The organism is Chryseobacterium sp. OV279 (assembly GCF_900128945.1).
GTDB lineage: Bacteria > Bacteroidota > Bacteroidia > Flavobacteriales > Weeksellaceae > Chryseobacterium.
On the sequence record NZ_FQUD01000004.1, the window covers coordinates 857,221 to 871,726 of the forward strand.

A 14,506-nucleotide genomic window follows, 5' to 3' on the forward strand; every position below is an offset into this window, starting at 1 on the left:
ACATTATTATAAAAGAAATGACTGCCCGGTGTTACATTTTCGCTAATTTTGATACTTATTTTTAAAAATTAGAGATATGAAACGATTTCTTTATGCTCTGGCAGTGACTGTTTCGATGCAGCAGGTTTGTGCGCAGGAGCTTTATATGCCGAGGAATATTAAAAAAGCCTATGAAAAAGGAACCCGGGATATTTCCGGTGCCCCGGGCAAAAACTATTGGCAGAATAAAGGAATTTATAATGTTGACGTAAAAGTGGATGCCGGAACGAAGACCGTTTCAGGAAAAGAAACCATCACGTATACGAATAACAGCCCGGACGAACTTCATGAGTTGGCCATCAGATTTGTAAATAACCTTCACAAGCCACAGTCGCCAAGATCAGGGACGGTGTCCAAAGATTTCCTGTCTTCAGGTCTTCACATCAAATCTTTCATGGTAAATGGAGAAAAATATGCTGTAAACAGCGATGATTGGGGAACGGTTGAAAAAGTAAAACTGAATAAAGCCCTTAAAGCCGGATCTAAAACAGAGATCAAAATAGAATGGGAATATCCGCTTTCTGTTCAGAGTGGAAGAGAAGGGCAGATAGACCCTGAAACTTTTTATGTAGCCTATTCTTTCCCGAGGGTTTCAGTGTATGATGATTACAATGGCTGGGATATGCTTCCGCATTCGGACAGACAGGAGTTTTATAACGACTTTAATGATTATAGTTTTACCATCTCTGCTCCAAAGAATTTTGTAGTTTGGGCCACCGGAGATTTTTTGAATCCGGATGCTGTACTGCAGCCTGAATATTTAAAAAGATACAAAGCTTCTCTTAAAAGCGATAAAGTGATTCAAATTGCTTCCGAACAGGAAATGAGATCCGGAAAAGTAACTAAGCCAAACAAATGGAATATCTGGAAATTTAAAGCGAATCATATCACGGATTTCTGTTTTGCATTGAGCAACCATTATGTTTGGGACGGAGCAAGTGTTCAGTTGAAATCGAAAAGAGCAAGTGTTCAGTCAGCCTATAAAACAGGAGCCAAAGATTTTGAACAGTATGTAGACTGGATGCGTTATAATCTGGATTGGTTTTCAAAGAAATGGCCGGGCGTGGAGTATCCTTATAATGTGATGACCGCTATTCAGGGATATGCTGATATGGAATACCCTATGATGATCAATGATACAAGCGTTCCTGACGATCTTCGCGATGCAAGACTTACCGCTGATCATGAAATTGCACACACGTATTTTCCTTTTTATATGGGGATTAATGAAACCCGTTATGCTTTTATGGATGAAGGTTGGGCAACTACCCTTGAATACCTGATCGGAATTGATGAAAACGGGGAAGCTGCTGCAAAAGAATTCTATAAAAACTTCCGCGTTAAAAGGTGGATCAAAGACCCTTCTGCTGAACAGGATCAGCCGGTTATTACGATGAGTACTCAGGTGAGTGGTGCAGGATATGGAAACAATTCTTATGTAAAAGCATCGTTGTCTTATCTTGCATTGAAAGATTATTTAGGAGATGACCTGTTCAAGAAAGCGCTTCTTCATTATATGGATAACTGGAATGGGAAGCATCCTGTGCCGTGGGATTATTTTAATTCAATGAATACAGGTTCAGGAAAAAATCTGAACTGGTTCTTTCAAAACTGGTTCTATACCAATAATTATATAGATTTAAAAGTAACCGGTGCTTCACAGCTAAACGATCTTCTTACCGTAAATGTAGATAATGTAGGCGGATTCGCCATTCCTTTTGATGCCGTGCTTAATTACGAGGACGGATCTGTGGAAAAACTTCACTTCTCACCGGGAATCTGGGAGAAAAACCAGAAACAGACGGACCTTACCGTTCCTATTAAAAAGAAAGTGAAATCTGTGACTTTAGACGGAGATATCTTTATGGATTATACGCCGGATAATAATACAAGAGCATTATAAAAACAAAGAGCCTGAATGTAAAATTCAGGCTCTTTTTATGTAAAAGTTAATTTGGTGTGTATTATCTTAATCCAGCTCTTGGGCCAGCTGCAGCCACTACAGCCTGCATTCTTGTTTTTTGGTTGGCAGAGAACATAAACATAGCTTTGTCATCTACATAATCCATATAGTTCATAAACATCTGAGAACGGCTTACTCCTCCACAAGTTCTGTTTAAAGGATATGATGGTGTTCCATAGTTAGGGCCAGGAGAAGTTGGTGTGTCGTTAGAGTAATCTGTCTGGCAACCTGCATCAGATGATCCCCAAAGGTGAGGTAAGTTTAAATAGTGACCCACTTCGTGTGTAACGGTTCTTCCTAAGTTGAATGGAGCAGAAGCACCTGTTTTTCCTATGTATTGGTAACCGATTACAAGACCGTCATACCATAATCCTGCAGATTCAGGATAGTAAGCATATCCTAATGTTCCAGGCTGGTTGTTCTCGTCAAGGATAGAATTCACTACCCAAATATTCATATTTTTAGTTGCGTCTGTAGCGTTGATCCCTCCGGTAGTTGCTTTTTTCATTTCTTCCAGATCAGATCTCCACGCTGTTTTTGTGCTTTGCTTACGGTTGGTAGCCACCAGTTTGAAACTGATTTTTACGTTTCCGGCAGCAGAAGGCTGGAATGCGGCAGGGATTTTATTGATATCAGAATTGGTAGCACCGTAATCAGCATTCAGTACTGCGATTTGTTCTGCGATTCTTGCATCAGAAACATTCTGGGCAGCTGTATTATAGATTACATTGAAGACAACCGGAATTTCAACCGTACCATCTGCAAGGACTTTGCCCATGGAAAGGTCTCTTAAAAAGTTTTCAGACTGTAATTCGTTAGCTTCGAACTTAGCTCTTAATGCAGGATTGCTTTTAAGGGCTTTTTCTCTGATAAGGTCAGAAGGGCAGGCTCTTTTTGATGCAGGCATACCGGAAGAGGTAGAGACATCCTGTGAAGCTTCCTCCTGATTGGAGATATTATCGCTGTTACAGGCTGACATGAAGCTCAGGATGAGAGCTCCAAATAATAGCTTTTTCATATATAAATTATTATTGGTTTGGTCTCCAAATTTATATTATAAAAAATTAATAAACAAGATAATTTGAAAAATATTTAAATATTTTTCATTGAATACCACTTGTTGTTGAATATTATTTATGTTTTTGTTGATTTAGTTGAATTTTAATCATATCACGAATGTGTGTCTAATTATTTTATCTTTAAATTTATTTTTATTGAAAATAATACTATAAAATATTCAAAATGATTTATATTTTTAAGTGTAATTTTTGCCTTTTAATTAAGCGGAAGAATTGTTTCTAATGTCGGATATAAATGGTTCCAGACGCGTTTTCAGGTTTAATCTATCATAATACTGGATCCGGTGGCTTCAATAGTTTTGGAGCTACTATTTTTAATCATGATTTCTTTTTATTCACCTGCAAAACCATTTTTAATGGCGAATACCGCTAATCCCACACGTGTTTTCAAATCTAATTTGTCGCAAAGCTGGTCGCGATAGCTTTCTACGGTTCTCGGGCTGCAGCACATTCTGTCTGCAATTTCCTTGTAACTTAATTCTGTTACGGTGTATTTCAGGAATTCTCTTTCACGGTCTGATATTTTTATGGCATTTTCTGTTTCCTTGTCCTTGTTCAGATTAGAGAATATGATTTTTGATGCCCATTCAGGATAGAAAAATCCGTCTGAATTCAATTTTGTCAATGCCGTTTCAAGATCTTTGGGATGGGTGTTTTTCAGCAGGTATCCTTTTGCACCGTTTTTGATCATCTTAATCACACTGTTGTCATCGCCCTGCATACTCAGCGCCATTACTTTGATGTCCGGATGATTCTTCGTAAGCCATGCAGCGGTTTCAAAACCATCCATGATCGGCATGCTGATATCCAGCAGGATGATGTCCGGAATTTTACCGTTATTTTCAAATTTTTCAATCAGATCTTTACCGTTTTCACATACATAGATGACCTCGAAATCACTGAAATTTCCAATAATTCCTTCTAATGCTTTGGCAATAAGGATATGATCATCAACGATTACTATTGTTTTTTTCATGGTTGTTTTTTTAAGATAATATTGAGGATAGTTCCGGCATTTTCCCGGCTTTCAAAGCTGAAATCTGCACCTATGATGGCTGCTCTGTTTTTCATATTGGTCAGGCCGATACCATTGGATTTTATCTTCGTGCTGTCGAATCCGGTACCGTCATCTCTAAGGTTGAGCTCCCAGAGAATGTCGTCAGAAGTGTTCAGATTGATGAAAATATTTTTGCATTGTGCATGCTTGATGCTGTTCTGGATAAATTCCTGAGTGATTCTAAGCAATACATTTTTGTGAACAAATCCGAGGTCAAGCTGCTTGAAATTATGTTCAAAAGTAACATGGCATCTTTTAAAAGTATTGGTGTTGTCTACCTCTTCCTGGATTAAAGTTACAATTTCCTTTTGATTGATGTTGTCATCTGTCAGTGTTTTTGAAAGGCTTCTCAAATCCTGCAGAGATTGGTTGATGATTTGGGAAACCTGATCGATTCTCTCACTGACCTCAGGAACCCGGTTTTCGTAAAGGAGCTGCTGGGTATAAAGGCTTACCAGTGTCAGTTTCTGCCCTATATTATCATGGAGTTCCCGTCCTATTTGCTGCATCGTTGCCTGCTGGATTTCCAGCTGAGTAGCCAAAAGTTCTCGTTTGTGAATTTCATTTTTCACCTCAATTTCATTCATATATTCTCTCTTCCTCTGCTTGTACTTTCTGATGTATACCATAACGGCAGCTACAAAAAGCACAAAGAAGATGTTGAATAGAATGATGGTTATTATGAGCTCCGTTTTCCCCATATGAATGAAATTGAGAATAAAAGATACATTATAATTCCGGATACCAGAAAATAATTAAAATACATGTCCCAGAGTTCTTTATACTTGGCAAGAAGACTGAAAAATGTCCAGAAAGGCAGTGTTCCGATATAAAATAGAGTTACCCCTAAATTGATATAAAACATTTTGTTCTTACTGAAGTTTAAAATTTCAGTGGAATTAATCTGCCTGTAGTATTCCATAATCACAAGTACCATCAGTATAAGACATCCAAATGTATAGTTGAAAGAGAAAATAATCTTTTTTGTGGTAAAGAATATTTCACTGGGTAAAAATGACAATAAATACAGTCCTGATAGTGTATAGAAGAGTTTAGGCCTTTCCAATGATTTTGCGGCATATAGCCAATAAAAGAAAAGGAATTCAACAGGAATGACAAAATAATTGAAAAACTTGGGCTTATCATATTCTATCAGATGATGTCCCCATTTTCCTATGACTTCACACAAAAACATAAGAATAAGATAAAAAGAGAAATACTTCCAATATCTGTCCGTATTACCACGGTTATAGTAAATAATGGATATTAGGGCAGCAAGTCCTTCTATCCATATTAGGGATTCCTGAAGTATCTTCTGAAAATCAGTCATGTGTCTTATCGGATGAAAAATATATTATTAATTAGGAAACTGTTCAACTTTTGTATCGTGTGGCGGAGATAATGTTCCGTGATTTTCTGCAAGTGTATCCCCATCTGATCCTCCCGGACCTTTTTTTGCGGCCATAGCCAACGTAGAACCTTCAGCTGAAGGACAGAAATCATAGTTAAGCATTTCACCTGTTTCATCAGCTTTCTTTAAAGTGGGAATCATCACCAAGGTGTGTCTTTCTGCATACTCCCTTTCTACCGGATGACTTTCCATAATGGCCCAGTCTTCTGCTTTTGGATAGGCTGCATAATAGAATCTGATGCCCAGATCTGCTTCGGAAACTTCAGGGTTTGCTTTTGCAGCTTCACTTTCTATGCACGCAATGAATTTTTTCAATTTAGGAAGGTCAAACCATATGGAGTGGGAGTCGGTAATTCCCAATTCTTTATTTACAGCCTGCATCTGATTGTCTCTGTAGTTGGAAATCAACTTCTGAACAAGCTCCGAGGCAATGGTGTTTGTCCCAGAAACGGCTTCAAGGGTTCCGTCCTCTAAAGTAGGTTTTGTTTTCATAACGTTAGTTTTATAAAAGAATGTTAGTTAGTAGTGCAAATTTCGTAATTTTTTATGTTAAGTAGTATGTGTTTTTTCCCCTTAATTTTCCGTGATTTTACGGATTGCAAATTAGACTATAAAACAATAAAGTCCCCAAATAATTTGAGGACCTTATGTTTGTTATGATGATTGTCTCTATAATAATCTCAATCCGGCTCTTGGACCGTTAGCAGAAATGGAAGCCTGCATTCTGTCGTTTTGTTTTTTTGTAAACATGAACAGGGTAGTTTCATCAGAATAATCCATATAATTCATGAACATGGTAGAACGGGATACACCGCCGCATGTTTCCATTTTAGGATAAGAAGGAACGCCTCTGTGGTTGGTGATCTGTTGTGGAGTGTCATCTACGAAGTCATTTCCGCAATTAGCATCACCCCAGATGTGTCTTAGGTTCAGGTAATGGCCTACTTCGTGTACCGTAACTCTTCCTTTATTGTGAGTGGCTACCGGTCCGCCTTCACCTACATATTCGTCCATCATGACTACACCGTCATTCCAAAGACCTGCAGATTCAGGGAAAGTCGCATATCCAAGTACATATCCGGTTTGGTATGGCATATAGTTTACTACCCAGATATTCAGATATTTGGTAGGGTCTGTAGCGTTGATTCCTCCTGTTGAAGTTTTTTTCATATTATCATTAGGAGCCCAGTTGGAGGTGGTTGTAGATTTTCTGTTGATCTGAACCAGTCTGAATTTGATCTTCGTGTCTCCGGCATTCACAGGCTGGAATGCAGCAGGGATATTGGAAACATTGGCGTGAGTGGAAGCGAAAGCCTTGTTCAGGACATCGATCTGTGAGTTGATTCTCGCGTCAGATACATTATTCGTTGAGTTGGTGTACAGAACATTGAAGATAACCGGGATTTCTACGCTGCCGTCCGGAAGCACTTTGCCCATTTTCTTTTGCTCAATATAATCTGCGGTGTTGTTTTCGATCTGAAGCATACGCTGTGCGGCCTCAGGATTCTCTGAAAGAAATTTTTGTCTCACCAAATCCGAGCCGCAGATGGCTGCTGATTTATCTGCCATGGAAGGCTGATCCGGAGTCTTGTTTTCGGAAGCGAGATTTTCTGATTCGTTGTTACACGACACAAAAAGAGTAATCAATACTCCTAGTACTGCTTTTTTCATAATATAAATGGTTTGTGGTTTGAATGTGTCACAAATGTATGAAAAATATGTATTGATTGATTATTATTTAATGATTTAACGTTATTTGTTGATAATATGATATTTTATTGAAGTTTAAATTATTCGTTAAATTATTTATTTTATTGAAATATTTTAATCATTCTATTAATATATCAAATTGATAGACTATGTCTTTTAAATTTTGTGAAAAATAATAATTGATGTTAAAAGCAAAAAAAAACCGGAGAAAAAATCTCCGGCCTGTGTGATTAGATACAAGGATATTTTTTGGGATCCCTGCAGATATTCCAGTTCGAACAGCAGAGTCCGGTTGGGCAGTTCATATCAATGTCGCATTCTGTAATGATCGCCGTTCCGCTACCACTGATTTTCTTTAAATCATTTCTTTTTAACTTTTTCATACGATGATTTTATGGGTTAATCAATAAGGCCTGGACGACATTCAAGCTGTCCGCAATTAATGTTGATTTGTGAACAACGTTCCGTTGCGCAAGTTCCGCTGGTGGAGCCATCAGGGTAAGTAAATATGTTACATCGACAGTCAATTTTTCCTCCCAAAATGGTTTTTAGTGAGCTTCTTTTTAGCTTTTTCATGTTGATTTTGTTTTAGTTATTAATTTGTTTGGTTTTATAAAGATACAAATATATCACCGTCTTTTGATAAAATTTAGCATAAAAAAATAAGTGATGCAGATTGGGCTGCACCACTTACTTACAAAAATAATATATATGAAAAAAACTACTTATTGATCTGTCGGTCTGAAAACCAAACCGGTTTCTTCGAAATAATCTAAAGTGATTCTGTCGCCATCATTCACCGTTCCTGCAAGAATCTCTCTGGATAATTTATTTAATACTTCCTGCTGGATCACTCTTTTCAAAGGTCTCGCTCCGAAGGAAGGATCATACCCTTTATTCATTAGATAATCTACTGCATCCTGCGTGGCTGTCATGATAATGTTTCGTTTACCAAGCATATCATTATAACCTCTCAGCTGATACTGAACAATTTTTCCGATCTCTTTTTTGTTTAAAGGCTGGAATAATACCACTTCATCAATTCTGTTGAGGAATTCCGGACGCAGCGTCTGTTTCAGAAGATCAAAAACTTCATCTTTTGTTTTGCTGACGATTTGATCCTGGTTTTCCTCGGTGATATTTTCAAAATTCTCCTGGATCAGGTGTGAACCTAAATTGGAAGTCATAATGATGATTGAATTTTTAAAATTCACCACCCGTCCTTTATTATCCGTCAGACGTCCGTCATCCAATACCTGAAGTAAAGTGTTGAAAACATCCGGATGCGCTTTTTCAATTTCATCCAGAAGAACTACAGAATAGGGTCTTCTTCTTACCGCTTCCGTCAGCTGTCCGCCTTCATCATAACCCACGTATCCCGGAGGAGCCCCTACAAGTCTGGAAACACTGTGTCTTTCCTGGTATTCACTCATATCGATTCGCGTCATATTATTCTCATCATCGAATAAATATTCTGCCAAAGCTTTAGCAAGCTCCGTTTTACCAACACCGGTTGTTCCTAAGAATAAGAAAGATCCGATCGGTTTCTTATCATCACTTAATCCGGCTCTGTTTCTTCTGATGGCATCTGCAACCGCTCCAATGGCTTCATCCTGTCCTACAACACGGTGGTGAAGTTCGCCTTCAAGGTTCAACAGTTTCTCTCTTTCGGACTGGATAAGCTTGGTAACAGGAATTCCTGTCCATTTCGCAATTACTTCAGAGATATTTTCAGAAGTTACTTCCTCTTTAATTAATTCATTCTGATGGTTCTGCATCTCCAGCTCGAGTTTCTGCAAAGCATCTTCTTTTTCCTTTATTTTTCCGTACTGAATTTCTGCAACTTTCGCATAGTCACCTGCTCTTGAGGCTTTTTCTGCTTCCAGTTTTAAAGATTCAATATCTTTTTTGATCTGTGTTAAATCCTCAGATTTTTGTTTTTCTTTCAGCCACTTGGCATTGATCTCATTCCTTTCCTCAGAAATTTTTGAGATATCTTCTTTCAGGTGATCAATTTTGGTCTGGTTACCTTCTCTTGAAATAGCGGCCAGCTCAATTTCCAGCTGCATCAGTTTTCTGTCCAGTACATCCAGTTCTTCCGGTTTGGAATTGATCTCCATTCTCAACTTCGCTGAAGCTTCGTCAATAAGGTCAATCGCTTTATCCGGTAAAAATCGGTCTGAAATATATCTCTGAGACATTTCTACTGCCGCAATGATCGCTTCATCTTTGATCCTTACTTTATGGTGAGCCTCATATTTATCTTTAATTCCACGAAGGATAGAAATCGCAGACTCTGTATCCGGTTCTTCCACCATCACTTTCTGGAAACGTCTTTCCAATGCTTTATCTTTTTCAAAATACTTTTGGTATTCATTTAAAGTCGTAGCACCGATCGCTCTTAATTCTCCTCTTGCCAAAGCCGGTTTCAGGATATTGGCTGCATCCATTGCACCTTCACCGCCTCCGGCTCCGACCAGCGTGTGAATCTCGTCGATGAAAAGAATAATCTGTCCTTCAGACTTTATCACTTCATTCACCACAGATTTCAAACGTTCTTCAAACTCACCTTTGTATTTAGCTCCGGCAATTAATGCACCCATATCCAGAGAGTAAAGCGTTTTGTCCATCAGGTTTTCAGGAATATCTCCCGAAATAATACGGTGGGCAATACCTTCAGCAATCGCCGTTTTACCTACACCCGGTTCCCCGATAAGGATCGGATTGTTTTTTGTTCTTCTCGAAAGGATCTGAAGCACTCTTCTGATTTCTTCATCACGCCCGATCACCGGGTCCAGTTTTCCTTCCGCTGCTAATTCGTTGAAGTTTTTAGCATATTTATTTAAAGACTGATACGTTTCTTCCGAACTCGCAGAAGTAGCTTTGCTTCCTTTTCTTAATTCTTTAATGGCACCTTCCAAAAGACTTTTGGTAACGCCCATGTCCTTAAGCATTTTAGATACTTCAGAACCGGTTTCCAGTAACGTAAGCCATAAATGCTCAATCGTTACATATTCGTCGCCCATTTTCTTGGCAATGTTAGGGGCATCCAGCAATACTTTGTTCGCTGACTGGGAGAGGTAAATATTTCCTCCCTCAACTTTTGGAAGCTTTTCAATATTCTCACGGTTGCGCTCTCTTACCAATGTAGCATCTGCTTCAGATTTTTTTAATAAGAAAGGCGATATATTTTCATCTACCTGAAAGATCCCTTCAAGTATATGTTGTGGTTCTATACTCTGATTGCCAAATTCCAGAGCAGTTTGCTGTGCCGCCTGGATGGCTTCCTGTGATTTTACAGTATATTGGTTTAAGTTCATATTTTTTATGTTTTTTGTAATAATTTGTTGTTGGTTGTGCTTTAAAAAGACATCAAGAAACTGAATTTTGAGGCCCGGTTTCTTAATGCCATCAGTTATTTAATCATTTAATCGATTACCTTACCGCAAAAACTGTTCAATTATTAAATTTACAAAAAATATGGACAAAATTTCCGGATTGTTTATTTTTAACGATAAATTAACTTGACAAAATTTCCGATTCCCTGATTTTTGCTTTGAAATAATGGAAAAACCGTCAGTTTCCTGAAAAACATAAATTGGAAAGAAGTGGAAACTTCAGCATTTAACGGCTAGTTTATATAAAATTAACCTGAAATTCCTCTCCTCCAAAGGGATGGTAAATCAAAGATTTGACGGGGTAGTTGAGCAAAACTCCCGCTTCAGTGTTTAAAATCATAGTGTTAAATTAATTTTTTTAACCTCAGAATAATTACTTTTGCATTTTACAGATGGAACTTAAAGAAAAACAAAGGAAAATTTTAGACGTAGCCGTAGAACTTTTCAAGGAAAAGGGTTATATGGGCAGCTCGGTAAGAGATCTGGCCACAAAGCTTAATATCAAAGCTGCGTCGCTGTATGCCCACATCCGTTCAAAGGAAGAAATTCTGGAATGGATCTGCTTTGGTATTGCTCAGGAATTTTTTGATGAACTTCAGGAAGTAAAAAACACGGACGTTGCTCCAAAAGAAAAACTCAATTTATTTTTAGACAAACATCTATCGGTTGTTCTCCAAAACCGCGATGTTACCCATATTTACTCCAATGAATGGAGACATCTTGAAGAAAGGCTTCCGGAATTCATAGCACTGAGAAAGAACTATCAGGATGAGGTGGAGCAGCTAATTTCTGAGATCTACAAAGCTGAGAATTGGGAACTGAAATCACCCACCTTTACAACAAGGTTTATTCTTCATACCCTTAATAATTCCTATTTCTGGTTCAAAAGAAATACGGAATCCACTTCTGAAATTACTGATGAAATAAGGGCTAAGCTTCTTTACGGGCTATTAGGCAATCAGAAACAATAATTTTTCTTACCATAAAAGACACAAAAGTTTAAATACTTCAGTTTAATTTTAAGCTGAATGTTTTAGTGTTGAAAAGCGCACAATTTTTTTATCCTTGGCAAGGTTTTAAACCTTGCCAAGGATATTAATGAAGGACGGGATCGTTGGTTTCTTTTAAGTATGAAGGATGAATAAAGGTATACTTACTGAAAAAATCTTAATGTTTAAAATTAAAAAATACTTTATTTATTAAACTTTTAGTATTGAAAAACCTTTACTGTTTACATGTAAAATCCGTAATTAATTAAATAGGCAGTTATTTAGAATCATTCAAAATATGACGAAAATCATAAAAATTTGGTCAGGATTGAAATTCTTTTTAAATTTACACCTAACAAATGTTAGTTAGTAGGATATGGATTTTGCAGTTGAATATTTAAAACTCGACCAGTTGAGACGGCTTCAGTCTGATCGGTTGACAGATTTGGTCGGCTATCTTGAGGAGAGATCAGAATTTTATAGAGGAAAATTTAATGAATCAGGAATATCTCCACAGGACATAAGGACCATTGAAGACATCACGAAACTTCCGATTACTTACAAACAGGATCTGAGGGATCATTACCCGTTCGGACTTTTTACCGTTCCAAAGAATGAGTTGCAGAGAATTCACTGTTCAAGTGGAACGACAGGAAAACCTACAGTAGTGGGATACACAAAAGAAGATGTGGATCTTTTCAGTGAAGTTGTGGCCAGATCACTATATGCAGCAGGAGCAAGACCAGGAATGCAGTTGCACAATGCCTATGGATACGGAATTTTTACCGGAGGATTAGGACTTCATTACGGAGCTGAAAAATTAGGAATGAGTGTTCTTCCTATTTCAGGAGGAATGACGGCCAGACAGGTTGATCTGATTTTAGATTTTAAACCTGAAGTGATCTGCTGTTCGCCTTCTTATGCATTAACGATTGCTGATGAATTTACGAAAAGAGGTGTTTCTGCAGACGAAATTAGTCTAAAATACGCTGTTTTAGGTTCAGAGCCATGGACGGAAATTATCAGAAGCCACATTGAAGAAAGACTGGGTCTTCATGCTACCAACATTTATGGATTAAGCGAGATCATCGGTCCCGGAGTATCTATGGAGGATTTTGAAGAAAAAGGAGGTTCTTACATTTGGGAAGACCACTTTTATCCTGAAATATTGGATCCTGTGACGAAACAGCCGGTTCCGTTTGGAGAAGAAGGCGTTTTGGTGATTACGACTTTAACGAAAAAAGCAATGCCGCTTTTACGTTACTGGACGAATGATATCACAAGTCTTTACTACGATGAGAATGCAAAAAGAACTATGGTGAAAATGAGACCCATCAAAGGAAGAGCAGATGATATGCTGATCGTAAGAGGGGTTAATGTCTATCCAAGCCAGATTGAAGAAGCATTTTCACATGTAAAAGGAGTGGTTCCGAACTATTATCTTACACCGGTTGAGAAAGAACAGATGTGTGTAGCACTGGATATCGACGTAGAAATTGATGATGAACTGGTGAAAGCTGAAAAAATAGATGCTGATACCGATGATTATTTTAATTTTGTCGGCAACTTTGGAAAAAACATAGAAAACGAAATAAAAAAGAGGGTAGGAATTACCACGAAAGTAAAAATTCATGCCCAGGACAGCCTGCCGAAGTGCGAAGGCGGAAAAATTAATAGAATACTTAAAAAATAATGAATTCATTTTATAAACTTAAAACGGTAAGGGTTCAGAAAGATACTCCTGATGCGGTGAACGTAGCAGTAGAAGTTCCTGAGGAGCTGAAGGATAAATTCAGATTCAAGCAGGGACAGTATCTTAATTTCCGTATGATGATCAACGGGAACGAAGAAAGACGTTCTTATTCTATCTGCAACGCCCCGAGCGAAAAAAGCAATACACTGGAAGTTCTGGTAAAGCTTTTGGAAGGCGGAAAGGTTTCAGGATATTTTAATGAGCATCTTCATATGGATGAGCTGCTGGATGTAATGCCTCCGATGGGTGGTTTCAATACTTCTTATCACCCTACCAATGTGAAAACCTATGTAGGTTTGGCGGCGGGAAGCGGGATCAGCCCGGTTTTATCGAATATTAAGGAAAGTCTTTACCAGGAGCCGAGCAGCTGCGCTTATCTTTTCTATAGCAACAGAAGCATGAATCATGTGATGAAAAGAGCTGAGATTGATAAATTGGTGGAACACTTCAACGGAAGACTGAAAGTTATTTATCTGGTAAGCCGTGAAAAACATGAAGATCCGGTATTCGAAGGAAGAATTTCTGCTGAAAAACTGGAACAGCTGTTTGAAAGATATGCAGATATTGATGTAAAAGAAGCGACTTATTTTATCTGTGGACCTGCAGAAATGATCAAAGGGATCGCAGATTATTTAAAGAAAGATAAAAAAGTACCTGCCATTCAGGTTTTATTTGAATATTTCACAGCTCCTGACGAAGAGAATTCTGAGGAGATGAGTGATGAATTTAAAGCCATTGCCAATTTGGAAAGTATGGTAACGGTGATCATTGATGATGATGAATATTCTTTCCACCTGAATTCTAAAAAAGAGAGTATCTTAGATAAAGCATTAAAAGACAATCTTCCGGTACCTTTCGCATGTAAAGGAGGAGTTTGCTGTACGTGTAAAGCGCAGGTTTTGGAAGGAGAAGTTTTCATGGAGAAAAATTTCGCGCTTACCGAAGATGAAGTAGCCAGAGGCTATGTTCTGACGTGTCAATGTCACCCGACAACGAATGTGGTGATGCTTAATTATGATGTGTAAAAATTAATGTAACAATCTAATAATTACCAGTGTAACAATCATTGGTACATTGTTAAACTGATACATTGCTAAATTGAAAATT

Annotated in this window: 12 protein-coding genes; 4 read left to right on the forward strand and 8 right to left on the reverse strand. The window is 37.9% G+C overall.

Features of this window, described 5'->3' with window-relative positions; translation table 11 throughout:
- Positions 1–76: 76 nt before the first annotated feature.
- Positions 77–1,942, forward strand: a complete 1,866-nt coding sequence (locus BUA72_RS20960) for a M1 family metallopeptidase (RefSeq protein ID WP_072924953.1) — start codon at positions 77–79, stop codon at positions 1,940–1,942.
- Between the two features lie 61 nt (positions 1,943–2,003).
- On the opposite strand, the gene BUA72_RS20965 is transcribed toward BUA72_RS20960, so the two are convergent.
- From BUA72_RS20965 to clpB, 8 genes are all read right to left on the reverse strand, one after another.
- On the reverse strand, positions 2,004–3,020 hold the full coding sequence (locus BUA72_RS20965) for a zinc metalloprotease (RefSeq protein WP_072924955.1): 1,017 nt from the start codon (positions 3,018–3,020) through the stop codon (positions 2,004–2,006).
- 392 nt (positions 3,021–3,412) lie between these two features.
- Positions 3,413–4,057, reverse strand: coding sequence for a response regulator transcription factor (locus BUA72_RS20970; protein WP_047454441.1), 645 nt, complete (start codon positions 4,055–4,057; stop codon positions 3,413–3,415).
- Complete coding sequence (locus BUA72_RS20975) at positions 4,054–4,839, reverse strand: sensor histidine kinase (protein WP_047454444.1); 786 nt, start codon at positions 4,837–4,839, stop codon at positions 4,054–4,056. Before BUA72_RS20975 ends, BUA72_RS20970 begins: the two co-directional genes overlap by 4 nt.
- Positions 4,818–5,468, reverse strand: a complete 651-nt coding sequence (locus BUA72_RS20980) for a hypothetical protein (protein ID WP_047454446.1) — start codon at positions 5,466–5,468, stop codon at positions 4,818–4,820. The genes BUA72_RS20975 and BUA72_RS20980 overlap by 22 nt, the downstream gene beginning before the upstream one ends.
- A 27-nt stretch (positions 5,469–5,495) precedes the next feature.
- A complete protein-coding gene (locus BUA72_RS20985) occupies positions 5,496–6,041 on the reverse strand; it encodes a hypothetical protein (protein WP_072924956.1) in 546 nt (181 codons plus the stop codon).
- A 177-nt stretch (positions 6,042–6,218) separates the two neighbouring features.
- A complete protein-coding gene (locus tag BUA72_RS20990) occupies positions 6,219–7,220 on the reverse strand; it encodes a zinc metalloprotease (protein WP_072924958.1) in 1,002 nt (333 codons plus the stop codon).
- Positions 7,221–7,489: 269 nt separating this feature from the next.
- Positions 7,490–7,642 (reverse strand): hypothetical protein, encoded by a 153-nt coding sequence (locus BUA72_RS24540; RefSeq protein WP_165571873.1) that lies wholly within the window; start codon positions 7,640–7,642, stop codon positions 7,490–7,492.
- A gap of 342 nt (positions 7,643–7,984) precedes the next feature.
- Complete coding sequence (gene clpB / locus BUA72_RS20995; protein ID WP_047454452.1) at positions 7,985–10,579, reverse strand: ATP-dependent chaperone ClpB; 2,595 nt, start codon at positions 10,577–10,579, stop codon at positions 7,985–7,987.
- A gap of 470 nt (positions 10,580–11,049) precedes the next feature.
- On the opposite strand from clpB, the gene BUA72_RS21000 reads away from it, so the two are divergent.
- The 3 genes from BUA72_RS21000 (at position 11,050) to BUA72_RS21010 (ending at position 14,424) form a co-directional block, all read left to right on the forward strand.
- The gene (locus BUA72_RS21000) at positions 11,050–11,628 is read left to right on the forward strand and encodes a TetR/AcrR family transcriptional regulator (RefSeq protein WP_072924959.1); all 579 of its coding nucleotides are present in this window, start codon (positions 11,050–11,052) and stop codon (positions 11,626–11,628) included.
- 394 nt (positions 11,629–12,022) lie between these two features.
- Positions 12,023–13,339 (forward strand): phenylacetate--CoA ligase family protein, encoded by a 1,317-nt coding sequence (locus BUA72_RS21005; RefSeq protein ID WP_047454456.1) that lies wholly within the window; start codon positions 12,023–12,025, stop codon positions 13,337–13,339.
- Positions 13,339–14,424, forward strand: a complete 1,086-nt coding sequence (locus BUA72_RS21010) for a 2Fe-2S iron-sulfur cluster-binding protein (protein ID WP_072924961.1) — start codon at positions 13,339–13,341, stop codon at positions 14,422–14,424. The genes BUA72_RS21005 and BUA72_RS21010 overlap by 1 nt, the downstream gene beginning before the upstream one ends.
- The last annotated feature ends 82 nt before the right edge of the window (positions 14,425–14,506 follow it).

Coding starts and splice junctions, on each gene's coding strand:
- BUA72_RS20960 (WP_072924953.1), top strand. CDS start 77: ATGAAACGATTTCTTTATGCTCTGGCAGTGACTGTTTCGATGCAGCAG.
- BUA72_RS20965 (WP_072924955.1), bottom strand. CDS start 3,020: ATGAAAAAGCTATTATTTGGAGCTCTCATCCTGAGCTTCATGTCAGCC.
- BUA72_RS20970 (WP_047454441.1), bottom strand. CDS start 4,057: ATGAAAAAAACAATAGTAATCGTTGATGATCATATCCTTATTGCCAAA.
- BUA72_RS20975 (WP_047454444.1), bottom strand. CDS start 4,839: ATGGGGAAAACGGAGCTCATAATAACCATCATTCTATTCAACATCTTC.
- BUA72_RS20980 (WP_047454446.1), bottom strand. CDS start 5,468: ATGACTGATTTTCAGAAGATACTTCAGGAATCCCTAATATGGATAGAA.
- BUA72_RS20985 (WP_072924956.1), bottom strand. CDS start 6,041: ATGAAAACAAAACCTACTTTAGAGGACGGAACCCTTGAAGCCGTTTCT.
- BUA72_RS20990 (WP_072924958.1), bottom strand. CDS start 7,220: ATGAAAAAAGCAGTACTAGGAGTATTGATTACTCTTTTTGTGTCGTGT.
- BUA72_RS24540 (WP_165571873.1), bottom strand. CDS start 7,642: ATGAAAAAGTTAAAAAGAAATGATTTAAAGAAAATCAGTGGTAGCGGA.
- clpB (WP_047454452.1), bottom strand. CDS start 10,579: ATGAACTTAAACCAATATACTGTAAAATCACAGGAAGCCATCCAGGCG.
- BUA72_RS21000 (WP_072924959.1), top strand. CDS start 11,050: ATGGAACTTAAAGAAAAACAAAGGAAAATTTTAGACGTAGCCGTAGAA.
- BUA72_RS21005 (WP_047454456.1), top strand. CDS start 12,023: ATGGATTTTGCAGTTGAATATTTAAAACTCGACCAGTTGAGACGGCTT.
- BUA72_RS21010 (WP_072924961.1), top strand. CDS start 13,339: ATGAATTCATTTTATAAACTTAAAACGGTAAGGGTTCAGAAAGATACT.